Source organism: Sphingomonas sp. (assembly GCF_035317925.1).
Classification (GTDB): domain Bacteria; phylum Pseudomonadota; class Alphaproteobacteria; order Sphingomonadales; family Sphingomonadaceae; genus Sphingomonas_I.
Map to the genome: position 1 here is coordinate 1 of NZ_DATHFV010000024.1, position 23846 is coordinate 23846.

At 64.7% G+C, this 23846-nt stretch carries 24 protein-coding genes and 1 pseudogene; 3 read left to right on the forward strand and 22 right to left on the reverse strand.

Features of this window, described 5'->3' with window-relative positions:
- The 9 genes and pseudogenes from VK533_RS01560 to VK533_RS01600 form a co-directional block, all read right to left on the reverse strand.
- Nucleotides 1–724 (reverse strand): annotated as a pseudogene (locus tag VK533_RS01560) (double-strand break repair protein AddB); the annotation flags it as partial.
- A 26-nt stretch (nt 725–750) separates the two neighbouring features.
- Nucleotides 751–1446: a nucleotidyltransferase family protein gene (locus VK533_RS01565; protein WP_324374392.1), complete on the reverse strand. Its 696-nt coding sequence runs from the start codon at nt 1444–1446 to the stop codon at nt 751–753.
- Nucleotides 1447–1502: 56 nt separating this feature from the next.
- Nucleotides 1503–2468, reverse strand: a complete 966-nt coding sequence (locus VK533_RS01570; RefSeq protein ID WP_324374351.1) for an aminoglycoside phosphotransferase family protein — start codon at nt 2466–2468, stop codon at nt 1503–1505.
- Nucleotides 2447–2911 (reverse strand): tRNA (adenosine(37)-N6)-threonylcarbamoyltransferase complex ATPase subunit type 1 TsaE, encoded by a 465-nt coding sequence (tsaE, locus tag VK533_RS01575; protein ID WP_324374394.1) that lies wholly within the window; start codon nt 2909–2911, stop codon nt 2447–2449. The genes VK533_RS01570 and tsaE overlap by 22 nt, the downstream gene beginning before the upstream one ends.
- On the reverse strand, nt 2911–5295 hold the full coding sequence (locus VK533_RS01580) for a sensor histidine kinase (RefSeq protein ID WP_324374353.1): 2385 nt from the start codon (nt 5293–5295) through the stop codon (nt 2911–2913). The genes tsaE and VK533_RS01580 overlap by 1 nt, the downstream gene beginning before the upstream one ends.
- Before the next feature lie 212 nt (nt 5296–5507).
- Complete coding sequence (gene ahcY / locus VK533_RS01585; protein WP_324374355.1) at nt 5508–6917, reverse strand: adenosylhomocysteinase; 1410 nt, start codon at nt 6915–6917, stop codon at nt 5508–5510.
- Between the two features lie 112 nt (nt 6918–7029).
- Entirely contained in the window at nt 7030–7548 is a 519-nt protein-coding gene (locus VK533_RS01590; protein WP_324374357.1) for a hypothetical protein, read from the reverse strand.
- Between the two features lie 188 nt (nt 7549–7736).
- Complete coding sequence (locus VK533_RS01595; RefSeq protein WP_324374359.1) at nt 7737–8168, reverse strand: DUF488 domain-containing protein; 432 nt, start codon at nt 8166–8168, stop codon at nt 7737–7739.
- A complete protein-coding gene (locus VK533_RS01600) occupies nt 8165–8554 on the reverse strand; it encodes a VOC family protein (RefSeq protein ID WP_324374361.1) in 390 nt (129 codons plus the stop codon). Before VK533_RS01600 ends, VK533_RS01595 begins: the two co-directional genes overlap by 4 nt.
- A gap of 134 nt (nt 8555–8688) precedes the next feature.
- Between VK533_RS01600 and VK533_RS01605 the strand changes: the two genes are divergently transcribed.
- Together VK533_RS01605 and VK533_RS01610 are read left to right on the forward strand one after the other, a co-directional pair.
- Nucleotides 8689–9228 (forward strand): GbsR/MarR family transcriptional regulator, encoded by a 540-nt coding sequence (locus VK533_RS01605; protein ID WP_324374364.1) that lies wholly within the window; start codon nt 8689–8691, stop codon nt 9226–9228.
- Between the two features lie 525 nt (nt 9229–9753).
- Complete coding sequence (locus VK533_RS01610; RefSeq protein WP_324374366.1) at nt 9754–10263, forward strand: hypothetical protein; 510 nt, start codon at nt 9754–9756, stop codon at nt 10261–10263.
- Between the two features lie 55 nt (nt 10264–10318).
- On the opposite strand, the gene VK533_RS01615 is transcribed toward VK533_RS01610, so the two are convergent.
- Nucleotides 10319–11083, reverse strand: a complete 765-nt coding sequence (locus VK533_RS01615; protein ID WP_324374396.1) for an SPFH domain-containing protein — start codon at nt 11081–11083, stop codon at nt 10319–10321.
- Nucleotides 11084–11138: 55 nt separating this feature from the next.
- Here VK533_RS01615 and trmFO point away from each other — a divergent pair, with 55 nt between their 5' ends.
- A complete protein-coding gene (trmFO, locus tag VK533_RS01620; RefSeq protein WP_324374368.1) occupies nt 11139–12452 on the forward strand; it encodes a methylenetetrahydrofolate--tRNA-(uracil(54)-C(5))-methyltransferase (FADH(2)-oxidizing) TrmFO in 1314 nt (437 codons plus the stop codon).
- Here the strand turns inward: trmFO and VK533_RS01625 are convergent.
- The 12 genes from VK533_RS01625 to VK533_RS01680 all read right to left on the reverse strand — a co-directional run.
- Complete coding sequence (locus VK533_RS01625) at nt 12449–13174, reverse strand: biotin--[acetyl-CoA-carboxylase] ligase (RefSeq protein WP_324374370.1); 726 nt, start codon at nt 13172–13174, stop codon at nt 12449–12451. The genes trmFO and VK533_RS01625 overlap by 4 nt on opposite strands.
- Nucleotides 13144–14592, reverse strand: coding sequence for an NADH-quinone oxidoreductase subunit NuoN (gene nuoN, locus VK533_RS01630; RefSeq protein ID WP_324374371.1), 1449 nt, complete (start codon nt 14590–14592; stop codon nt 13144–13146). The genes VK533_RS01625 and nuoN overlap by 31 nt, the downstream gene beginning before the upstream one ends.
- Nucleotides 14589–16151, reverse strand: a complete 1563-nt coding sequence (locus VK533_RS01635) for an NADH-quinone oxidoreductase subunit M (protein WP_324374373.1) — start codon at nt 16149–16151, stop codon at nt 14589–14591. Before VK533_RS01635 ends, nuoN begins: the two co-directional genes overlap by 4 nt.
- Nucleotide 16152: 1 nt before the next feature.
- Nucleotides 16153–18267: an NADH-quinone oxidoreductase subunit L gene (nuoL, locus tag VK533_RS01640; protein WP_324374375.1), complete on the reverse strand. Its 2115-nt coding sequence runs from the start codon at nt 18265–18267 to the stop codon at nt 16153–16155.
- A 2-nt stretch (nt 18268–18269) separates the two neighbouring features.
- Nucleotides 18270–18575 (reverse strand): NADH-quinone oxidoreductase subunit NuoK, encoded by a 306-nt coding sequence (gene nuoK, locus VK533_RS01645; protein WP_324374376.1) that lies wholly within the window; start codon nt 18573–18575, stop codon nt 18270–18272.
- Nucleotides 18572–19186, reverse strand: coding sequence for an NADH-quinone oxidoreductase subunit J (locus VK533_RS01650; RefSeq protein WP_324374378.1), 615 nt, complete (start codon nt 19184–19186; stop codon nt 18572–18574). Before VK533_RS01650 ends, nuoK begins: the two co-directional genes overlap by 4 nt.
- Before the next feature lie 36 nt (nt 19187–19222).
- Entirely contained in the window at nt 19223–19708 is a 486-nt protein-coding gene (nuoI, locus tag VK533_RS01655; protein ID WP_324374380.1) for an NADH-quinone oxidoreductase subunit NuoI, read from the reverse strand.
- Nucleotides 19705–20754 carry an NADH-quinone oxidoreductase subunit NuoH gene (gene nuoH / locus VK533_RS01660; protein ID WP_324374382.1) on the reverse strand — a complete coding sequence of 350 codons (1050 nt, stop codon included), beginning with the start codon at nt 20752–20754 and terminating at the stop codon, nt 19705–19707. Before nuoH ends, nuoI begins: the two co-directional genes overlap by 4 nt.
- Nucleotides 20751–20999 carry a hypothetical protein gene (locus tag VK533_RS01665; RefSeq protein WP_324374384.1) on the reverse strand — a complete coding sequence of 83 codons (249 nt, stop codon included), beginning with the start codon at nt 20997–20999 and terminating at the stop codon, nt 20751–20753. Before VK533_RS01665 ends, nuoH begins: the two co-directional genes overlap by 4 nt.
- A gap of 20 nt (nt 21000–21019) precedes the next feature.
- On the reverse strand, nt 21020–23020 hold the full coding sequence (nuoG, locus tag VK533_RS01670) for an NADH-quinone oxidoreductase subunit NuoG (RefSeq protein ID WP_324374386.1): 2001 nt from the start codon (nt 23018–23020) through the stop codon (nt 21020–21022).
- Nucleotides 23020–23232, reverse strand: coding sequence for a hypothetical protein (locus tag VK533_RS01675; RefSeq protein ID WP_324374388.1), 213 nt, complete (start codon nt 23230–23232; stop codon nt 23020–23022). Before VK533_RS01675 ends, nuoG begins: the two co-directional genes overlap by 1 nt.
- Nucleotides 23229–23846 (reverse strand): hypothetical protein (locus VK533_RS01680; RefSeq protein WP_324374390.1); only part of this gene is annotated, 618 nt, incomplete at its 5' end. The genes VK533_RS01675 and VK533_RS01680, both read right to left, overlap by 4 nt.

Below are 23846 nucleotides of genomic sequence, written 5' to 3' on the forward strand. Positions count from 1 at the left end.
AGGCCAGCACCACCATCCCCTGCGGCAGCTTCGCGATCCGGCGCAGCAGGCGGCCGATGGCGGGGGCAGCCGTGGCGATACCGGCGGCGACGATCAGGCCGTCCGGCGGGGTGTCGGCCCAGCGCCGCTCGGCGGCGTCGATCAGCTGGTTGCGCCGGTCGGACAGGTCGATCAGGCCGCGCCTTCTCAATTCTTCCGGCCAGCGATCGAGCACGATCCGCAACAGATCGAGCGAAGCCTGCCAATGCTGGGAAAGCTCGGCCGGCACGACGGTGGCGAGCTTTGCCGGATCGATCTCCTCGAGAATCATCTGGTCGAGCGTGCGGGCGAGATCGGCGGCGAGACGTACCGCCTCGACCGGTTCGAGCGGATCGACCTTGCGTGCCTCACCGATCAGACGGGCGAGAATGAGCTGGCGTGCGAGCGGGTCGATCGCGGGCGCGATGCGTTCATCGCCCGCCGGATCGAACAAGGGACCGATCCGATCGTCCAGTTCCGGATCGCCGATCGACACCAGCCGCGGCAACAATAGCCCGCCCTCGGCGCGGCGCACGAACGCATCGGTGATCGCGCGCTGGGCGCGGTTGTTGGGCAGCAGGATGATCGCACGCGCGAGCGCCAGCCGATCGCCCCTGGCGCGCGCCAGCAGGCCCGCCGCCAGCGCGTCGGCAAAGCCACGGTTGATCGGGATATTGAAGACGGAAGGATGCGGCGCTTCGGGCACGAGCGCTGATGTACCAGAAGCGTTCGTCAGGTCATCCCCAGGATCGCTTCGGTCCTGGCGATGGCGGGCGGCGTGCCGACATCGAACCAAAGGCCTTCATGGACCAGCCCATAGACGCGCCCCTCGGCGATGGCGCGATTCCACAATATATTCATGGAGAAAGCGCCGCTGGGCGCGTCCTGGAACAGACGCCGCGAGACGATCTGCACGCCGGTATAGACGAATGGTGCCGGCTTGCCCGGCGCACGCCGCGTCAGCCGGCCCATCGGATCCATGCGGAAATCCCCGACGCCGCCATGGCAGTGCGCGTGCGCGAACGGCACGACCAGCAAGAGCGCGTCCATCGCGGTCTCATCCCAGCGCTGTTCGAGCAGGCGGATCGCATCGACCGGTCCGTCGACCCACAAATTGTCGCTGTTGACGATCAGGAAGGTCTCATCCTCGATCAGGGGCAGTGCCTTGATCACGCCGCCGCCGGTTTCGAGCAGTTCCGCCGTCTCATCCGAAATCAGCGTTTCGAGACCCGGCGCCTGATCCTTGAGATGCGCCTCGACCGCGTCGGCCAGATAATGGACGTTGACCACCGCGCGCGCGATGCTGGCGGCACGCAGCCGATCCAGCACATGATCGAGCAAGGGTTTGCCCGCGACCTCCACCAACGGCTTGGGGCGCGTCGCGGTGAGCGGCCGCATCCTCTTGCCGAGCCCGGCGGCCAATACCATCGCGGTACGAAGCTGGGTGATGGCGCCCGCCTTGGGCCGAAGCGGGCGATAGCCGGTCACGCCTGATGCCCGGACCAGCAAGCCGCACGCTTCTCCACCGGCACATAAGCGTCGAACCAAGCCTTGACCGGCGCGAGCGCGGGGTGCTCCAGATCGCGCTCCATATAGGTCCACATCCGTGGCTGGAAGGCAAGGTAGCGCTGCTTGCCATCGCGCTTCCACAGCCGCGTGAAAATACCGAGAATCTTTGCATTTCTTTGCGCACCGAGCAGCGCGTAAGCGGCGATGTCGAGCGCACCGTAATAAGCCAGCATGCGCGCTTCCAGCTCGGGCGAGACCGTGCGCCGCGCATCCTGCAGCAGCGAAACCAGATCATAGGCAGGGTGGCCCGCGAGCGCGTCCTGGAAGTCGAGCAGGCCGAGGCTGCCATCGGGCAGCAGCATGATATTCTCGGCATGATAATCGCGCAGCACGGTGGTCGATTGATCGCGCGCGACCGGCGCCAGCGCCTCGTCCCATGCCTCCTTATAGCCCGGCGCGACGTCGAGCCCGACGGCGGGCATATACCATTCGGGAAACAAAGCGGCTTCGCGCTGATAGACCGTCATGTCGTAGGGCGACAGGTCGCCGGCGGGATGTTTGTGGAGGTCGCGGATCAGGTCGATCGCCTGGGCATAGATCGCATCCTCGCGTGACGGATCGGTATCGAGCGCCTCGCGCATGCGGTCGTCGCCGAAATCCTCGAGCAGGATCAGGCCTTCCTCAAGGTCGCGCGCGAGGATGCGCGGCGCGGCGAAGCCCAGTTGGTGGAGGTGATCGGCGACCGCAAGGAACGGCCGGCTATCCTCATGCAGCGGCGGCGCATCCATCAGCACGGCGGTGCCGTCGCTGCCGACAACGCGGAAATAACGGCGAAAGGAAGCATCCCCGGCGAGCGGAAGTATCTCCGCTCCGCCCCATCCGGCGCGGTCAAGGAAGGCCGGCGCGCTGGCCGGCGGGATCAAGACAGGGGCAGCGGCCATCGTGCCTCCCATGCCGCCGGGGCCGCCCAAGTCAAGCGGCGACCGCCCGCCGGTTCGGGCTCCAGGGTCAGGCGCAGCGCGTCGTCCCACAAAAGCGGGCCCATCCGTTCCGGCCATTCGATCAGCAAAGCGGCGTCGATGCGCGCGTCGTCGAGGCCCAGCTCGGCAATCTCCTCCGGATCCTCGATCCGGTAAAGATCGACATGCCAGAGTGGCAGCCGGACGTCGGGCGGATCGTAGGCGATGACGAGGCTGAAGCTCGGACTCGGCGCCTCGTCTGCCAGACCCAACGCGGCCAATGTGCCGCGCGCGAAGGTGGTCTTGCCCGCGCCGAGCGGCCCCGACAAGGCGACCACGTCGCCCGGGCGGAGCAAATCGGCGAGCGTGGCACCGAGCTTTTCGGTCTGGGCGGCATCCGCGAGCGGCATCGCGCCCGACCGCATCACGCCGTCTCTTCCGGCGCACCCGCCAGCGGCAGGCGCAGGATCACGCTGGTACCGCGGCCGACATCGGACAGCAGATCGAGGCTGCCGCCATGCGCCTCGACGAACTGGCGTGCGAGCGGCAGGCCGAAGCCGGCGCCGTCCTCCACCGCCTCTTCGGGCTGCGCGCCTTCCGCGTGGCCGATGGTGCTGCGGCGGAATCGATCGAAGATGCGCTCGCGTTGCTTGGGCGGAATGCCCGGGCCGTTATCGGAGACCACGACCTCCGCCATGCCTTCCACCACCCGGCTGCGCACCAGCACCCGCCCGCCGGCAGGCGTATAGGTAATGGCGTTGCGGAGCAGGTGGTCGAGCGCCTGGTTGAGCCGCTTGCGGTCGCCCGAAACCGTGCCGCTGTCGGGCGAGAGGTTGGCGGCGAGCGTCAGGCCGTTGCTGCGCGCGGGTTCGCGCACCAGCTCGACCGCCTGCCGTACGAAATCGGCGACCTCGAGCGGCTCCATCGCCATCGGCAGCGTACCGGCCGCGCTTTGGGTAAGATCGAGTACGTCGCCCATCAGGCTCGACAGGCGGCCGACCCCCGACATGATCGCGCCGACATAATCGCGTGCGGTATCGCTGAGCTCGCCCGCATAGCCGCCCGCCAGCATCTCGGCGAAGCCCGCAATCGAGGTCAGCGGCACGCGCAATTCGTAGCTCATGCTGGAGACGAAGGCGTTCTTGAGGCGGTTGGCTTCCTCCAGCGCCTCGTTGCGGTCACGCAAAGCCTCCTCGATGCCGCGGCTGGCGGTGATGTCGAGCAAAGTGAAAAGCGCGTTGCCGTCGGGCAAAGGCACGGCGGCGAACTCGAAATGGCGGCCGTCGATCAGCGAAATTCGGCCCGACCGATGCTGGCGCTCGACCGTCGCGACACGCACCAGCTCGCGGATCAGCCCCGCACGCGACGGATCGAGCAATTTGGGCGCGATCGCCTGGACGAGCGCGTCGACGCGCGGATGCTGCGCCAATTCCTCTTCGGGCAGATCCCATACGTCGCGGAAACGGCTGTTCCACAGGTGCAGGCGACCATCGGCGGCGAACACGCCGACCGCCTCGAACAGATTGTCGAAGGTCGCGGTGCGCACGCGCACGAGCGTGTCACGCGCGCTGGCGAGCTGGAGGTGCTCGGTCCGATCCTCGAAGATCAGCAGCAGGCCCCGATCGGGCAAAGGCTGCGCCACGACGCGCAGATGCATGCCGCCCGGCAGCAGCCAATTCTCCTCCACCGGCTCGGTGGTCGAGAACCAGGTGCGGCGTTCGGCCTTCCAGCCGGGGAAATCGCGGCTTTCGGGCGCACGCTGCGCCTCGCGCATCCGTTCGAGCACACGATCGAATTCGGGCCGGTCGGCGAGCCATTCGGGCTCGAGCGCGAACAGCCTTACGAAATGGCGGTTATAAAAGACCAGATTATGGTCGGCGCCGAACTGGGCGACGCCCGCCGAAAGCCGGTCGAGCATGTCGCGCTGGGCGCGCATGAACAGGCTCAAATCGGCGCGGGCCTCCTCCAACTCCTGCACGTCGATCGCGTAGCCGGCGACACCCGCCTCGCCGATCGGCACATCGGTGACGCGCATCACGCGGCGCTGGCCCTGGATGATGGCGGGCGCGGTGCGGGTGAAGATGGCGCCGCGATCGCGCGCGGCCGCCGCACCGGCGCGCCCGCCGGGCAGGCCCTGCGATTCGATCAGCTCGATCCCGCGCGCGACCACCTGCTCGGCATTCTCGGCCTCGATTGCGCGCACATAAGCGCCGTTGACCAAGGCCAGATTGAGGTCGGGCCCGCGATGCCACATCGGGAAAGGCGCGGCCTCGATCAGCGCTGACAGGCCATCGAGCGCGCGCGCCATGCGCACGCCCTGGTCGTGCAACCGCACCACCTCGCGCTGGCGCTCGCTGACGTCGAGCACCCACAGCAGGACCGCGCGATGATTTTCATTGCCGCCGCTATAGGGTTCGCCGCGCAGGCTGAGCACGCGCGAGCCATCGGGAAGCGTGATCGTGCGCTGGATCGGGCTCGCGCTCGCGCGGCAATGGGCGATATCGGCGGTGAGCTGGGCCAGCGCCTCGTGGCCGATGCCGCGCGCGCTGCCATCCAGTTCGGACAGCTTGGTCGGCACCCTCTCCAGCGCCAGCCAGGCCGCGATGCGCGGATCGGCATCGATCGAATCGTCGGGATAGACGAGCAAGGGAATCGCCGGCGCGCCGGCGAGCAGATCCGACACCGCCCGCGCCTCGCGCAACGCCTGTTCGGCCCGCGCCGCCCGACGCGCGCCGATCAGGGTAGCGGCGACGGCGAGCGCCAGCCACACGCCGGCGACCACGGCAAGCAACACCGTGTCGACCGTCACCGGGAACCCCCGCGGTGAGCGTTCCCCTGCACAATTTCAGAACGCAAAATGCGTAGCACCCCTCTCCGTTCGGCCTGAGCTTGTCGAAGGCCTGTCCTTCTCCTTCCCATGGGGAAGAAAGGCAAGACAGCGTCCTTCGACTGCCTGCAAGGCAGGCGCTCAGGACAGGCTTACGACAGGCTCAGCGCGAACGGAGGAATTAATTCAGCCGATCAGTAGCGGTAATGATCCGGCTTGAACGGGCCCTGCTGCGACACGCCGATATAGGATGCCTGCTTGGGGGTGAGCGTGGTCAGCTTCACGCCGAGCTTTTCGAGGTGAAGGCGCGCGACCTTTTCGTCGAGATGCTTGGGCAGGACGTAGACCTGATTCTCATACTGGCCGGGGTTGGTGTAGATCTCGATCTGCGCCAGTACCTGGTTGGTGAAGCTCGACGACATCACGAACGACGGATGGCCGGTGGCGCAGCCGAGGTTCACCAGGCGGCCCTTGGCGAGCACGATGATCTGCTTGCCGTCCGGGAATTCGACCAGGTCGACCTGCGGCTTGATCTCGTTCCACTTGTAGTTGGAGAGCGCCGCGATCTGAATCTCGCTGTCGAAATGGCCGATGTTGCAGACGATCGCCATCGGCTTCATCGCCTTCATGTGATCGGCGGTGATGACGTCGGCATTGCCGGTCGCGGTCACGAAGATATCGGAACGCGTCACCGCTTCCTCCATCGTCACGACCTCGAAGCCCTCCATCGCCGCCTGCAGCGCGCAGATCGGATCGACTTCAGTGACGAGCACGCGCGCGCCGCCGTTGCGGAGCGACTGGGCCGAACCCTTGCCGACATCGCCGAAGCCGGCGACGGTCGCGACCTTGCCGGCGAGCATGACGTCGGTGGCGCGGCGGATCGCGTCGACCAAAGATTCCTTGCAGCCGTAGAGATTGTCGAACTTCGACTTGGTCACGCTGTCATTGACGTTGATCGCGGGGAAAGGCAGCTCGCCCTTCTTGGCGATCTCGTACAGGCGGTGGACGCCGGTGGTGGTCTCTTCCGAGACGCCCTTGATCGCCTTGACGGTCGCGGTGAGATAGCCGGGCTTGGCGGCGACGAACGCCTTCAGCGCGCGGTGGAATTCGACTTCCTCGTCATTCTCGGGCTCGGCGAGCGTGCCGCCGGCTTCGAGCTTGGCGCCGAGCAGAGCGAACATCGTCGCGTCGCCGCCGTCGTCGAGGATCATGTTGCAGGGCTCATCGCCCCAATCGAAGATCTTGCCGACATAATCCCAATATTCGGCGAGCGTCTCGCCCTTGACGGCGAACACCGGAACGCCGGCAGCGGCGATCGCGGCGGCGGCATGATCCTGGGTCGAGAAGATGTTGCACGAGGCCCAGCGCACTTCGGCGCCGAGAGCGGTCAGCGTCTCGATCAGCACCGCGGTCTGGATCGTCATGTGGAGCGAGCCGGTGATGCGCGCGCCCTTCAAGGGCTTCGACGCACCGTATTCGCTGCGCAGCGCCATCAGGCCCGGCATCTCGGTCTCGGCGATCATGATCTCCTTGCGGCCCCAGCCGGCAAGCGCGATGTCGTGGACGAGATAGTCGTTGAAGCTGTCGACTGCGGCGGTGGCCACGGGGAATCTCCTAGGCAAAAGAAAAGGCGGCCGCATCGAAGCGGCCGCCCGGGCGCCCTAACCATTCAGGCCGGGCGAAGCAATATAAAGATATCTTTATATCAGTTGGCGCCTAACGCTTAACCGTCTCCTGCGCACCGCCTGCCAACGCGTAATCGGTCCGGGCCGCGCCCGCGCACAGCCCTTCCGGTAGCTTGGCAACGAGCCCCTGGCGCTCGGCCAGCAGCATCAGGCCATCGACCGATCCGTTCATCGCAGCGCCTTCGCGCGCCAGGCTGTCCGCCTCGCCGCACACGTCCGCGCCGCTTGCCGCCGCGCCATAGCCATTGGCCATCGACGTGGTGAAGCTGTCATAAGCGCGCTGACCGCCGACCGGGCCGAAAGCGTGGATGAAGTGCAGTTTGATGCGATCGTTCATGCTGCTGATCGCGCCGCGATTGACCTGCACGAACTGGTTATAGTCGTTCATGATCGGATGGCCGGACACCTGGCAGCGCAATGCGGCGACCATCAGCATCGATTGCAATTCGCGTACACTGGCAGCGGAAGCCTCATCGGATTTCCAGCACGCCGCCTGAACCGGCGCCGCAACGACAGCAGCGGCCGTTGCCGCGATCAGCATCCCCTTCAACATAGGCCCCCTGCACAACCGATACGAAAACGCCCCCGTGGCGCATCGGCTGACCTATCGAGTAAATCATAAACAATTGGATAAAGCACGAGAATATTAGGCAGAAATCGTCGTTAAATATAACGGAACCGCAACAATCAACGACTGTTGCAAACATGACTCACCCATGACGATCGAAGCAGGACGCCTCAGACGTACAAGTCCTCGACCGTGGCGTCGGGCGCCACCGACTTGAGCAGCAAGGTCCGATGGCAACCGGCGGGGTCGCGCTCGAAGCATAACAGGGCGGACGGCTTCTCTTTGGCCAGATCGATCATCTGCGCCGCCTGCATCATGGCTTCGGGCAGTTCGAGTTGACCGGCATAAACCCGCTCCAGCACGTCATGCTTGCCCTTGCGCGCGGCCTCGCGCCCCTCGGGCGGCGTACCCAGCGCCTTCAGCAGCACATAGTCGATGCCATGTTCGGCGAGGCTGTTGGCGAGGATATTCTTGGAGAAGCCCGGCCGGCGCGACAGCGGGACCGCGCGCACATCGATCACGCGCTTTACCCCGGCCGCCTCCAGCCGCGCGATGAATTCGGCCTGCGTCGCTTTCTCATAGCCGATCGTGAAGATCTTCATGCCGGCGACCGGCACACCGCTTCGACATTGTTGCCGTCCGGATCGTAGACGAACGCGCCGTAATAAGCCGGCCCGTAATGCGGGCGCGGCCCCGGTGCGCCATTATCCTTGCCGCCTGCCTTGAGCGCGGCGGCGTGAAAGGCGTCGACCGCGGCGTGGGTTGGCGCCGCGAAGGCGATATGCGTGCCCTTCCCGACCTTTTCGTCATCGCCCACCCAGAAGAAGGCCTTGCCCTCGCTGCCGAAGCCATGGTGGGTCGCGTCGCCGCCTGCCTGCTCGGGCGTGACGGTCATGATCAGCGTGATCCCGATCGGCGTCAGCGCGGCCTCATAGAAGAGCCGCGACCGCTCCGCATCGGCGACCGGAAACCCGACATGATCGATCATTTTGCCCGTCCTCCGATGCGCGACTTGCGGTTCTACTATGCGGCAAACGCCTCTTCTTTCCCAATGCTCCGCTAAATATTGATCCACATTACATTTTCGGCTATTTCTGTTTTGGGAGAAGGGGGAGTTTGGGGATGATCGATCATCCGGACGCGAAGGCGTTCGTCTTGCACTGGGGGGAAATGGGATCGCGATGGGGCGTCAACCGCTCGATCGGCCAGATTCATGCCCTGCTTTACTTGTCACATCGCCCGCTGATCGCGGACGAGATGTGCGCCACGCTCAAGCTCGCCCGTTCGAATATTTCGACCGGTCTGCGCGAGCTCCAGTCTTATGGGCTGGTGCGTCTGGTCCACAACCCGGGTGACCGGCGCGACCATTTCACCGCCGAGGGCGATCCGTGGGAGATGCTGCTGCGCGTCGCCGCCGAACGTAAACGGCGCGAGATCGACCCGACGATCCATTTCCTGGGCGAGTTGAACGCGCGGCTGTCGCGCGACACGGGCGCCCCGCCCCATCTGCGTGAGCGGGTGGCGCGGCTGCACGAATTCACCGTGATGCTCGACGAATGGTATGACGACGTGCGCGTCCTGCCCAAGTCCAACCTGTTCTCGCTGATCAAGCTGGGCGGCCGGGTCGCGCGTGCGGTGCTGCCGCGCTGGGCGCAGTCCTAAGCCGGACATCGGCATTCGACCCACTGACGGAAACGCGCCGTCGCGGAGAAAAACGAAAAAACACCAGAAACGAACTAAAGGATTGGCGCTCATGGCCACATCGGGCCGCCGGTCAGAGCGGCCGACCGGCGGACGATGCGGATGCGGTCACATGTGGAAGGGCGCGCGCCTGTCGTGCCCTTGCCAAATCTGAGAATGAGCCAAGTGCGCGAGCCGCCGCGGAAGGCACCCACGCACAGTAACGAATGTACGCTTTATACGTACGTTTGTCAATGGGACTTGGTTAATGTTGGCCGCGCATGAACTGAGGGCGTCCGGTCTCCGGCGAGGCCACAAAACCACACCGATGTCTGCTTCGCCCCGATTCCGGTGATCTTCCGCTGCCTGAAAGCGGTTATCGCCAAGGCGGCGAAAGCACCGACATACAACGCACGGCTAGGCCGGTCCTTTGGATCGGCCTATGGTTGACGGACGCACGGATTGCCTATCGAATGGGCCTAACGCCCATCACGTGAGAGGCAGGCTATGTCGCATCATCTCAGAATCCTCGGCATCGCGGTCGTGCTCGCGATCCCGGCAAGCGCACAAGCTGGCGACTGGCAACTTCAGCCACCAACAAGCGATCGTAGCGCAGTGCTGACCTTTGGCGCTGGCGATCCAGTCTCCTATAAGTTTGAATGCACGCCAACCGAACTCATCGTTACCGAAACGGGCGTCACGAAGCTGATCGACTTGAAAACCGGCAAGCCCATTGGAGACGACGCACAGGCGGTAATGCCAGAAGGCGCGGCCGTGATGGCTTTGTTTGGTGGAAAGGGTGATCCGCAGTTCAGGCCTGCCGAGGCCAGAAAGAATCCCGCAGTTGGCTGGGACCTTACGATGCGCCTCGCCAAGGACGACAAACAAATTAAGGCGGTTAGCAAGGGTGAGATGATGTCTCTATTCACGACCGGCTACACGATGGCCGTTGCGATGAACTCACAGTCACGTGCGAAGTGGAAAGAGTTCATGCAGCGCTGCCAGATCGCGACCTGACAGTACAAGACAAATAAGCGATTACCCGCCGCCGATTTGTGCGCCGCTCCCACTCCTATTTCTCCGCGAACTTCCTGGCCGCCTGAAGCAATTCGATCGGCATCATCGTGATGATGGTCGAATTATGCTCGCCGCCGATATCCGCCAGCGTCTGCAGGCGGCGTAGTTCGAGCGCGCCCTCGGTCCCGCCGATGATGGCGGCGGCTTCCGCCAGCTTCTGCGCGGCCTCCTGCTCGCCTTCGGCCTTGATGATGCGCGCGCGCTTCTCGCGCACCGCTTCGGCCTCGCGGCCGATCGCGCGCTGCATATTCTCGGGAATGTCGAGATCCTTCATCTCGATCGAATCCACCACCACGCCCCAATGGTCGCAGGCACGCGCGAGCATGTCCTGCAGCCGCTGGTTGATCAGCAGCCGATCCTTGAGCATCTGATCGAGGTCGCTCTGGCCGATCGCGTCGCGCATCGCGGTTTCGGCGGCCTGGATGACGGCGCCTTCCCAATTCTGCACGGTCGTCACGACCTGGGTTGCGTCTTTCGCGCGGAACCACAGGACAGCATTGACCTTGACCGGCACACCGTCGCGCGTGACCGTCTCCTGCGTCTCCAGCACGCTGGTGACGGTGCGCAGATCGACCCGGACGACGCGATCGACCCACGGGATCAGCCAATACCAGCCCGGCCCCTTGGCCTCGCCCAGCCGGCCGAGCCGGAACAGGACGGCGCGTTCATATTCCTGATTGACGCCGAACGACTTGAAGATCGTCGGCAACGCCACCAGCAACAGGACGAAAATCGCGATCAGACCGCCGGTAATCATCATCACTATCTCTCCTGCCGGTTCACGGCCCGGCATAACTATCCTAGGCGGTTGCGCGATGACGTACCAGATTCACATTATCGGCGGCGGGCTCGCCGGATCGGAAGCGGCGTGGCAGCTGGCGGAGGCGGGCTACAAGGTCCGCCTGTCGGAAATGCGCGGCGTAGAGGGCACGCCCGCGCACCAGACGGATTCGCTGGCCGAACTGGTCTGTTCCAACAGTTTCCGGTCGGACGACCCCGAACATAATGCGGTCGGGCTGCTCCATGCCGAGATGCGTGCACTGGGTTCGCTGATCCTGCGCGAGGCGGACAAGCATCGTGTGCCCGCCGGCTCCGCGCTGGCGGTGGACCGCGAGGGCTATGCCGAAGGCGTGACCGCGTCGATCGAAGCGCATCCGAATATCGATCTGGTGCGCGAACGGGTCGATGCGCTGCCCGAAGGGCCCGCGATCATCGCTACCGGGCCGCTGACCGGCGCGGTGCTGGCCGAGGCGGTTCGATCCGAGACGGGCGAGGATGCGCTCGCTTTCTTCGACGCGATCGCGCCGATCGTGCACCGCGAGTCGATCGACATGGACATCGCCTGGTTCCAGTCGCGCTGGAACAAGGGCGAGGGACACGATTACATCAACTGCCCGATGAACAAGGACGAATATCTCGCCTTTCACGCGGCGGTGCTTGCCGGCGAGAAGGGCGAATTCCGCGAATGGGAGAAGGATACGCCTTACTTCGAGGGCTGCATGCCGGTCGAAGTGGCGGCCGAACGCGGCGTCGATACGCTCCGCTACGGGCCGATGAAGCCGGTCGGACTGGACGATCCGCGCACCGGACGGTGGCCTTATGCGGTGGTGCAGCTGCGCCAGGACAACGCTTTAGGCACGCTCTGGAACATGGTTGGCTTCCAGACCAAGCTCAAACATGCCGAGCAGGTGCGCGTTTTCCGCATGATCCCGGGGCTGCAAAACGCCGAATTCGCGCGCCTGGGCGGGCTCCATCGCAACACTTTCATCCAGAGTCCGAAGCTGCTGGACGGGAGTTTAAGGCTCAAATCGCGCCCGAATATCCGCTTCGCGGGGCAGATTACGGGCTGTGAAGGCTATGTCGAAAGCGCTGCGATCGGACTGCTGGCGGGCCGTTTTGCTGCAGCAGAGCTTGCGGGGGGCGCAGCATTGGCCGCGCCGCCGCCCGAAACCGCGCTGGGCGCGCTGCTCGGGCACATCACCGGCGGGGCCGAGGCCGACACCTATCAGCCGATGAACGTCAATTTCGGGCTGTTCCCGCCGCTGGCGGAGAAGTCGAAGAAAGCCGACCGCAAGGCGCTGATGGCGGCACGGGCGCGCGAGGCGCTGGCGGAGTGGCAGGCCGCCTAGAGCAGGAAGACGTCGCCGGCGCGGATCGTCTCGATCCGGCCGTCGGCAAGGCGCAACAGCAGTGCGCCGTCAGTATCGAGCCCTTCGAACAGGCCTTCGACCGATCCTGCCGTCAGCGCGCTGCCGACAGGATGGGCGCGTTCCAGCCAGCGCGCACGGATCGGCCCGAGGCCTTCTCCGCGCCAGCGTGCCAGCCAGCGCGCCAGGGTTTCAGCCAGATCGATCAGGAAAACGGCGGGATCGGGCGCGGCTGAGCCCAGCGCGGCGAGACTGGAGGTCGGGCGTTCGAGATTTTCGGGATGATGCGCCAGATTGACGCCGAAGCCGATCACGACCGCGTCGCCGGTGCGCTCCAGCAGGATGCCGGCCAGCTTGGCGGGGCCCGCCATCAAATCGTTCGGCCATTTGAGCTGGAGCTTGCCCGGCCCGGCATAAGCCGACGCTACTTCCTCCAGCGCCACCGCAGCGACCAAAGCCAAAGTCGCCGGCTCGGGCTCGCCGGCATGCAGCCGCACGATCGTGCTCGCATAGAGGTTGCCCGGCGGCGACAGCCAACTGCGCCCTACCCTGCCCCGCCCGCCGCTCTGGGTCTCGGCGCGCAGCCACAGGCCCTCGGGGGCGCCCGCCTGCGCTTCGGCCAGCAGATCGGCGTTGGTCGAACCGGTCTCGGCGACCGTGCGGATCGCAGGCGTCAGAACAACGCCTTGGCTGCGACGAAGCATGCGGACGTCAGGAACGGAATGGCGAGATAACCCAACGGCGAGATCGCGATCGCGCTGAGCACGATCAGCCCGCCTTCGACATGGCTGTCACGCGGGGCAAATTCGGGCGCGGGTTCGTCGAAATACATGATCTTGACGATCTTCAGATAGTAATAGGCGCCGATCACCGACGCCGCGATGCCGATCGCGGCGAGCGGCCACCAGCCGATTTCGACCACCGCGCGGAACACCTCCCACTTCGGCCAGAAGCCGAACAGGGGCGGAATGCCGGCAAGGCTGAACATGAACATCGCCATCGCCGCCGCCAGCCACGGCCGCGTGCGCGACAGGCCCGACAACGACGCGATCGTCTCGACATGATTGCCGTCCGCGTCGCGCATCTGCAGCACGCACAGGAAGCTGCCCATCGTCATCGCGATATAGACCGTCATGTAGAACAGGACCGAAGCCACGCCGTCGACGGTACCCGCGACCAGGCCGAGGATGGCGAAGCCGACATTGTTGATCGACGAATAAGCCAGCAGACGCTTGATATTGGTCTGCACGACCGCGGCGAGCGCGCCCCACAGGATCGATGCGATGCCGACCACCGAAACGATCTGGCGCCACGCGTCGGTCGCGGGGCCAAGCGCCTCGACCGCGACGCGGACCAGCAGGGCCACCGCGGCGACCTTGGGCGCCGTGGCGAAGAAGATCGTGACCGGCGTCGGCGCGCCCTCGTAGACGTCGGGCGTCCACATGTGGAACGGCACGATCGACGCCTTGAAGAACAGGCCGCACAGCACGAAGATCAAGCCCATCAGGCGGCCGACCTCGATCTCGTGCGGCGCTGGAATGCGGAATACCGATGCGATGCCGTGGAACTGGGTCGTGCCGGTGAAGCCATAGAGCAACGCCACGCCATAGAGTAGGATGCCCGAGGCCAGCGCGCCGAGGATGAAATATTTGAGGCCCGCTTCGGCCGAGCGCGTGTCGCGCCGCATGAAGCTCGCCAGCACATAAGCCGCGAGGCTCTGCAGTTCGAGCCCGACATAGAGCGTCAGCAGATCGGCGGCCGAAACCATCATCCCCATGCCGACGCTCGAGAGCAGGATCAGGACCGGATATTCGGCACGCAGCGGGCCGCCGCGCGCGAACCAGTTGGGCGCGATGATGATCGACAACGCCGCGCCGACATAGATCAGCACCTTGGCATAAGCCGCGAAGCTGTCGGCGTGATAAAGACCACCGAACGCCATGCCGCCATGACCGGCGGGACCGAGCAGCGACAGGCCCGCCACCAGCAGCAACGCCACCGACGCCCAGCCAATCGCGCGCGTGGCGCCGTCGCCCCGCCATGCGGCAACGAGTAGCAACGCCATCGCGCCGATCGACAGGATCAACTCAGGCAGCGTTTCCCAGAGATAACCGGAGGTCATCGGCCCGCCTCCCCCGTCGCGGAGGCGACAATAACGGGTGCTCCGGCGGCAACCACGACCGGTTTGCCGCCCTTGGCCAGCCTCGAATCGCCGCCGTGCCAAGCCGGTTCGACCCGCGCCAGCACCACGCCCACATCGTTGCGCATCGGCGCCATGAAGCTCTCCGGATAGACGCCCATCCACAGCACGGCGAGCGCGAGCGGTATCAGGATCAGCAGCTCGCGCGGCGACAGATCGGTCATCGCCGCGACATCGGGCTTGTCGAGCGGCCCCTGGACCACGCGGCGATAGAGGTAGAGCATGTAGGCCGCACCGAGGATGATGCCGGTGGTGGCGACGAACGCCGCCCAGGTCGACGCGCCGTAAATCCCCATCAGGCTCAGGAACTCGCCGACGAAGTTGGACGTGCCGGGCAGGCCGACCGACGCCATCGTGAACAGCATGAACAGCAAGGCATAATGCGGCATGTTGTTTGCGACGCCGCCATAGCGGCTGATCTCGCGCGTATGCAGCCGGTCATAGACCACGCCGACACACAGGAAGAGCGCGCCCGAAACCAGCCCATGGCCCAGCATCACCATCAGCGCGCCTTCGAGGCCCTGCCGATTGAAGGCGAACAGGCCGAAGGTGACGAACGCCATGTGCGCGACAGACGAATAAGCGATCAGCTTCTTCATGTCCTGCTGCACCAAAGCGACCAGCGAGGTGTAGACGATCGCGATGCCGCTCAGCGTCGCGATCAGCCAGAAGAGCTGGGCGCTCGCTTCGGGGAACATCGGCAGCGAGAAGCGGATGAAACCGTACCCGCCCATTTTGAGCAAAACGCCTGCCAGGATGACCGACCCCGCGGTCGGCGCCTGGACGTGTGCGTCGGGCAGCCAGGTGTGGACCGGCCACATCGGCATCTTGACCGCGAACGAGGCGAAGAAAGCGAGGAACAGCCAGGTCTGCGCGTGCGGCGGGAAGTTGGTGTTCATCAGCACCGGGATGCTGGTCGAATGCGCGTAATTCGCCATCCACAGCATCGCGATCAGCATCAGCACCGATCCGAGCAGAGTGTAGAGGAAGAATTTGTACGAGGCGTAGATGCGCTCGGCGCCGCCCCAGATGCCGATGATCAGGTACATCGGGATCAGGCCGGCTTCGAAGAACAGGTAGAACAGGAACAGGTCCTGCGCCGCGAACACGCCGAGCATCAAAGCCTCGGTCAGCAGCAGCATCGCCATATATTCGGGCACGCGCTTCTGGATCGCTTCCCAGCTGGCGAGCACGCAGAGCGGCATCAGGAAGACCGAGAGCTCGATCAGCAGCAAGGCGATGCCGTCGATGCCGAGCGCCCAGCCGAAGCGACCGAACAAGGGCAAATTCTCGACGAACTGCCATTGCGCGCCGCCAGTCTGATATTCGACCCACAACAGGATGCCGATCGCGAAATCGGCGAGCGTCGCGGCGAGCGCGATCCAGCGCGCGGCCTTGGCGTCGGCGAACAGGCACGCGATCGCGGCGAAGACCGGCAGCGCGATCAGCAGGGTCAGGATGGGGAAGCCGAGCTGGTTCATATCAGGCCGCCATCACCCAGGTGGCCGCCGCGGCAAGGCCAAGCAGCATCACCAGGGCATAGGTGTAGACATAGCCCGACTGCATCCTGCGGCTGATCACCGCGCCAGCCTGGACCACCCAGGCCGCACCGTTGGGACCGAAGCGGTCGATCGTGCCCTGATCGCCCTTATGCCAGAGCAGACGGCCGAGCGCGAAGGCGGGACGGACGAAGATGAGATCGTACAATTCGTCGAAATACCATTTGTTGAGCAGGAAGGCGTAGAGGCCGCGCGCACTGCCCGCGACGCGTGCCGGCAGGCTCTTGTCCCAGACATAGGCCCAGGTCGCGATCAGCAGGCCTGCGAGCATCGCGAAGAAGGGCATCCATTTGGCCAGCGTCGGAATATGTTCGACCGATTCCATGAACTCGCGGTTGAACCACAGACTGCCCTGCCAGAAGGCGGTGCCGCCCTCGCCAATGAACGGCTTGGCGAAGAAGAAGCCCGCAAACACCGCGCCGACCGACAGCGCCACCAGCGGGATCAGCATCGAGAGCGGGCTCTCATGCGGATGATAGCCGCCGGTGCCCTTGGGCATATCCTCGGCGCCGCGTGAATCGACCGTCAGCTCAGCACCGGCACCTTCGTCCGGTGCGTCATGATGGGCATCGTGGTGCGCGTGATCGTGGTCATGCGCATGATCATGGCCGTGCGCGTCGTGGATCGCATGCTGGATATGCTCGGATCCGACCCAGCGTGGTTCGCCGAAGAAGGTCAGATAGACCAGACGCCACGAATAGAAGCTTGTCAGCAGCGCCGCGGTCACGCCGACGAAGTAGGCGATGCCGCCTGCGGTGGTACCGCGCGCAAAGGCCGCCTCGATGATCGCATCCTTTGAATAGAAGCCGGCGAAGCCAAAGGCCGGGGTGATATGAAATAGCTCGTCAAGACCGACGCCAGTGATGGCAAGCGTGCCAGCCATCATCGCCCAGAAGGTGATCGGAATATGCTTCCTGAGGCCGCCGTAGAAACGCATGTCCTGCTCATGGTGCATCGCGTTGATGACCGAGCCCGCGCCGAGGAACAGCAACGCCTTGAAGAAGGCATGCGTGAACAGGTGGAACATCGCGCCGCCGAACGCGCCGACGCCGGCCGCGAAGAACATGTAGCCGAGCTGCGAACAGGTCGAATAAGCGATCACGCGCTTGATGTCGGTCTGGACCACGCCGACCGTCGCCGCGAAGAACGCGGTCGCGGCGCCGACATAGGTCACCACCGTCAGCGCGGTCTGGCTGGTCTCGAACATCGGCGACAGGCGGCAGACCATGAACACGCCCGCGGTCACCATCGTCGCGGCATGGATCAGCGCCGACACCGGGGTCGGGCCTTCCATCGCGTCGGGCAACCAGGTGTGGAGGCCGAGCTGCGCCGACTTGCCCATCGCGCCGACGAACAGCAGCAGGCAGAGCAGGGTCATCGTATCGACCCGAAGGCCAAGGAAGCCGATCGTCGAACCGGCCATGTGCGGCGCGGCAGCGAGGATCGCGGGGATCGACACGGTGCCGAACACGAGGAAGGTACCGAACATGCCGAGGCTGAAGCCGAAATCGCCGACGCGGTTGACGACGAATGCCTTGATCGCGGCGGCCTGCGCCGACGGCTTCTCGTACCAGAAGCCGATCAGCAGATAGGAAGCGAGGCCGACGCCTTCCCAGCCGAAGAACATCTGCACCAGATTGTCCGCCGTCACGAGCATCAGCATCGCGAAGGTGAACAAGGAGAGGTAAGCGAAGAAACGCGGCTGCGACGGGTCTTCCGCCATATAGCCCCAGCTATAGAGGTGGACGAGGCTGGAAACGGTCGTCACCACCACCAGCATCACCGCGGTCAGGCTGTCGACCCGCAGCGCCCAGTCGACCCGCAAATTGCCCGAAGCGATGAAGCTCAGCACCTTGACGACGTGCGCGTGGTCGCTGCCCTGCAGGAAACCGATGAAGATCGGCCAGGCCAGAATGCACGAAATGAACAGTGCGCCGGTTGTGATCGTCTTGACGACCACATTGCCGAGCGCACGGTTACCCAATCCGCCGACGATAGCGGCCAGCAAAGGCAGGAAAACAAGGGCGATGATGTTCAAGGTCAGCCCTTCATACGGTTGACGTCGTCGACCGAGATCGTGCCCCGGCCACGGAAATAGATGACGAGGATGGCAAGCCCGATCGCGGCCTCACCCGCCGCGACGGTCAGCACGAACATCGCGAATACCTGGCCGACGAGGTCGTGCAGGTACGCCGAGAAGGCGACGAGGTTGAGGTTCACGCTGAGCAGGATCAGCTCGATCGCCATCAGGATGATGATCAGATTCTTCCGGTTGAGGAAGATGCCGAACACGCCTGTCACGAACAGGATCGCCGAGACGGTGAGATAATGGATCAGACCGATCACAGCTCGACCCCCTGCCCGACCTTGGGCTGCGTGTTGCGCGTCGCGTCTTCGGGCCGGCGCATATTCTGCTGCATGATGTTCTGCGTGCGCACGTCGCCGCGCTTGCGGTGGGTCAGCACGATCGCGCCGATCAGCGCGACCAGCAGCACCAGACCGGCGCCCTCGAAGATGTAGAGGTAACGCGTGTAGATCAGGATGCCGAGCGCCTGGATGTTGGGCACGCTCGCCGGATCGGGCGTCGGCGCGGTGCGCGACAGTTGCAGCCCGCCCGCGCTCCACGCACCTTCGGCGAACACGATCTCGCCCGCGAGCAGCACGACCAAAGCGATGCCGAACGGCAGATAGCGCGCGAAGCCCGATCGCAGCTCGGCGAAATCGATGTCGAGCATCATCACGACGAACAGGAACAGGACCGCGACCGCGCCAACATAGACGATGACCAAAAGCATCGCGATGAACTCGGCGCCGACCAGCACCATCAGCCCCGCCGCGTTGAAGAAGGCGAGGATCAGCCACAACACGCTGTGCACGGGATTGCGTGCGGTGACGCACAAGATGCCCGACACGATCGTGACGATCGCGAACAGATAGAAAGCGAGGACCTGGATCACGACTGCTTGGGGCTTCCCTGCGAGTTGCGGCGCGGATTAACGGTAGGGTGCATCGGCGGCAAGGTTCTGGGCGAGGATCGGCTCCCAACGGTCGCCGTTAGCGATCAGCTTGGCCTTGTCGTAGATCAGCTCTTCCCGCGTCTCCGTCGAATATTCGAAATTGGGGCCTTCGACGATCGCGTCGACCGGGCATGCTTCCTGGCAGAAGCCGCAGAAGATGCACTTGGTCATGTCGATATCGTAGCGCGTCGTGCGGCGGCTGCCGTCGTCGCGCGGTTCGGCCTCGATCGTGATCGCCTGCGCCGGGCACACCGCCTCGCACAATTTGCACGCGATGCAGCGTTCTTCCCCGTTGGGATAACGGCGCAGCGCATGCTCGCCACGGAAGCGCGGGCTCAGCGGGTTCTTCTCGAACGGATAGTTGATCGTCGCCTTCGCCTTGAAGAAGTAGCGCAGCGTCTTGGCGTGCGCCTTCACGAACTCCCAGAGCGTGAACGACTTGATGTAATATGCGAGGCTCATGGGTGCATTCCGTAACGGGTGACCATCAGGTAGCCGGAGACGAGCGCGACCCAGATCAAGGACAGCGGCAGGAAGATCTTCCAGCCGAGCCGCATGAGCTGGTCGTAGCGGTAGCGCGGGACCGTCGCCTTCACCCAGGAGAAGACGAAAAAGCCGAACAGGATCTTGCCGAACAGCCAGATGAAGCCCGGCACGATATAGAGGAACGGAATGTCGAGCGGCGGCAGCCATCCGCCCCAGAAGAGCGTGGCGTTGAGCGCACACATCAGCAGCACGTTGCCATACTCGCCGAGCCAGAAGAGCGCGAAGCTCATCGACGAATATTCGGTCTGGTAACCCGCGACGATTTCGCTCTCGGCCTCGGTCAGGTCGAACGGCGCGCGCTGCGTCTCCGCCATCGACGAGATCAGGAACACCACCGCCATCGGGAACAGCAGCGGGTTGAACCCGTAGGCGTTGATGAAGCCGAGCACGTGCCCACGCTGGTTCATGACGATGTCGTTGAGGCTGAAACTGCCCGTCCACATCACCACCGGCACGAGCACGAAGCCGATCGATACTTCGTAGCTCACCATCTGCGCGGCGGCGCGGATCGCGGAATAGAAAGGATATTTGGAGTTGGACGCCCAGCCCGACAGGATCACGCCGTAAACGCCCATCGAACTGATCGCGAGCAGGTAGAGCAGGCCGACATTGATGTTGGCGAGCACCGCCTTGGGACCGAACGGGATCACCGCCCACGCTGCGAGCGCGACCGTGAAGGTGATGATCGGCGCGATCAGGAACAGGCCGCGATTGGCGGCCGACGGGATGATCGTTTCCTGGAGGAAGACCTTGAGCCCGTCCGCGAACGACTGAAGCAGGCCGAACGGCCCGACCACGTTGGGCCCGCGCCGCAACGCCATCGCCGCCCAGATCTTGCGATCGGCATAGATGATCATCGCCACCGCCAGCATCAGCGGAAGCGCGATGACGAGAATGTCGATGATCGTGGCGACGAAATAAGCCCAGCCATAGGGCATCACGCCGGTGAACCAGCTAATCATGCGCGGTTCTCCCGCCAGCGATCCAGGCGGTTGATCACCAGCGCCCCGAAGAAGGGCATCGCGGCGGTATGAAGCGCGGAAACCGCTCCCGTCACCAGCCACCAAACATGCGCCAGCGGCTGCGGGTGTTCCGGCAGCACACCCGAAGCCTGGTCGAAACCGGGAAATCCGACAGCGAAGGTCGCGAAGCTCACGATGGCGACGAAGATCGCCAGTAAAAACAGGATCATGGCGCCCCAGCGCATCGCCCAATTGAAAACAGCGGTCATTCCGCTGCCTCCGCGAAATTCTGGCCGTGGATCAGTTCGGCCGAGCAACGCTGCATCGTGTCGCTGGCGCGCGCGATCGCGTTGGTCAGGTAGAAATCCTGGATCGGATAGCGGATTTCGCCCGAGGCCTTGGCGTCGAGCTTGGGCAGCTTCCAGTCGTAGCTGGCGAGACCGAGCTGGCCCAGGGCCGGCACCTCCGCCGCCATCTGCAAACGCAGGCCTTCGATCGTGTCGAACCGCAATTTATGGCCCAGCACTTCGGACAAGGCCCGGAAGATCGCCCAATCCTCACGCGCGTCGCCCGGCGGGAAGACCGCGCGGTCGCCGCGCTGCACGCGCCCTTCGAGGTTGACGTAGGTGCCGCTCTTCTCGGCATAGGCCGCCGCCGGCAGGATCACATCCGCCAGCGCCGCGCCCTTGTCGCCATGATGGCCGACATAGACTTTGAAGCTGCCCGCGATCGCGTCCGCCTTCACGTCGTCCGCGCCGAGCAGGAAGACCAGCTTGGGCGCGGCCTTGGCGATGTCGCCCATGCCGCCCTTTTGCGCATAGCCGAGCATCAGGCTGCCCATGCGCGCGGCCGAGATATGGAGAACGTTATAGCCGTTCCAACCATCCTTGATCAGGCCGAGCGGCTTGATCAGCGCCTGCGCCGCGCCCTGCCCCGCCGTGAGTGCGCCGCCGCCGAGGATCAACGCCGGGCGCTGCGCGCTGGCAAAGGCGTCGGTTACATTCTGCGGCAGATTGCCGAGCAGGCCGAGATCGTTGCCGAGCCAGGTGACGGGATAGGTCAGATCGACCTCGGGGCCGACCGCGAATACCTTGGCGCCGCGCTTGACCGCCTTGCGGATGCGCGTGTTGACCAAAGGCGCTTCCCAGCGGACGTTCGATCCGACGATCAGGATCGCGTCCGCCGTCTCGATGCCGGCGATGGTCGAGTTGAAATTGACCGCGGCGATGCTTGACGCATCGTAAAGCAGGCCAGCCTCACGCCCTTCGAGCAGGTCCGAGCCCATCGCCTTGAGCAGCGCCTTGGCGGCGTACATCGTTTCGCAATCGGCGAGCGCGCCCGCGATCGCGGCGACGCTCGACCCGGCCTTGACCGCCTTGATCGCGGCGAAGGCCTCGGCCCAGGTCGCGGCTTCGAGCTTGCCGTTCTTGCGGACATAAGGCCGGTCGAGACGCTTGCGGACGAGGCCGTCGACCGCGTGGCGCGTCTTGTCCGACGCCCATTCCTCGTTCACGTCTTCGTTGACGCGCGGCAGCGCGCGCAAAACCTGGCGGCCGCGGCTGTCGAGGCGGATGTTGGTGCCGACCGCGTCCATCACGTCGATCGCGAACGTCTTCTTGAGCTCCCATGGCCGCGCCTCGAAGGCGTAAGGCTTGGAGGTCAGCGCGCCCACCGGGCACAGATCGACGACATTGCCCGAAAGCTCCGACGTGATCGCCTGCTCCAGGTAGGACGTGATCTGCATATTCTCGCCGCGATAGAGCGCGCCGATCTCCTCGACGCCGGCGACTTCCTCGGCGAAGCGGATGCAGCGCGTGCACTGGATGCAGCGGGTCATGACCGTCTTGACGATCGGACCCATATATTTCTCGGTGACGGCGCGCTTGTTCTCGAGGAAGCGCGTCTGGCCGCGCCCGTAGGCGATCGACTGGTCCTGCAGATCGCATTCGCCGCCCTGGTCGCAGATCGGGCAATCGAGCGGGTGATTGATGAGCAAAAACTCCATCACCCCTTCGCGCGCCCTCTTGACCATCGCGCTGTCGGTGCGGATTTCCTGATTGTCGGCGGCGGGCAGCGCGCACGACGCCTGCGGCTTGGGCGGGCCGGGCTTCACCTCGACCAGGCACATGCGGCAATTGCCCGCGATCGACAGGCGCTCATGGTAACAGAAGCGCGGAATCTCCTTGCCCGCGGCTTCGCAGGCCTGGAGCACGGTGGCGCCCGCGGGCACCTCCACTTCGATTCCGTCGACGGTCAGCTTAGGCATCAGATATACCTCACGGGCGCGCTGTCCGCGCGACCGACACTCAGTTCGTTTTCGGCCCAGGACTGTGCCAATTCACGCGCGACAAAGGCCTCGTTGCGCCAATTGTTGTCCGGGCCCGGGCGGAATCGCCGAAGCAGCGGATAGCCCCGCATCACGACGATCATCACGATCAGCGCCGTGGCTACGACATAGCCGAAATCGACCATATTCATGGATGTGTCTCGATCGGATTGGCGTCCTGATGGCTCAGGCGATAGGCGCTCACCGCGAGCAAAGCGCGCAGGCCCGGCCGGTTGATCGCCACTTTCTGCCCCTCGCGCACGCAGGACATCAAAGTCGGCGACAATGCCTGGAGCGCAGCGCCCTCGGCGTCGCTGGTCGGATCGCTTGCGAACAAGGCCCAGACCTTGTCCGGATCGGCGCGGACGATGCAGGCCGCCGTCACTTCCATATCGTCCTGCGCCTCGATCGGGCGGGCCGACGCATTGAAGGCGACCGACGGCGCAAAGCGCGGTGGCGCATCGTAAAGCTGCAGCAGCCGCTCGGCCAACGCGCCCTGCAGCAGGACGCCGTTGAACTTCAGGCGGTTGTCGCCGACGCACATCGGATGGCCCTGCGCCAGCCGCATCATCTTCGTGCGATATTCGGGCGAACGACTGTCGAGCGCGAGCAATTCCTTCGCGCCCTGCGGGGTATGCTCGATCACGCAGGCGGCATAGAAATGCATCACCTGAACCGCGAGATCCTCGGGCGTCTTGCCGGCGACCGGCGCCGCAGCGGCCGGGACCGTCAGCGACAAGGCCGCGAACAGGCTGAACAGAGCGCG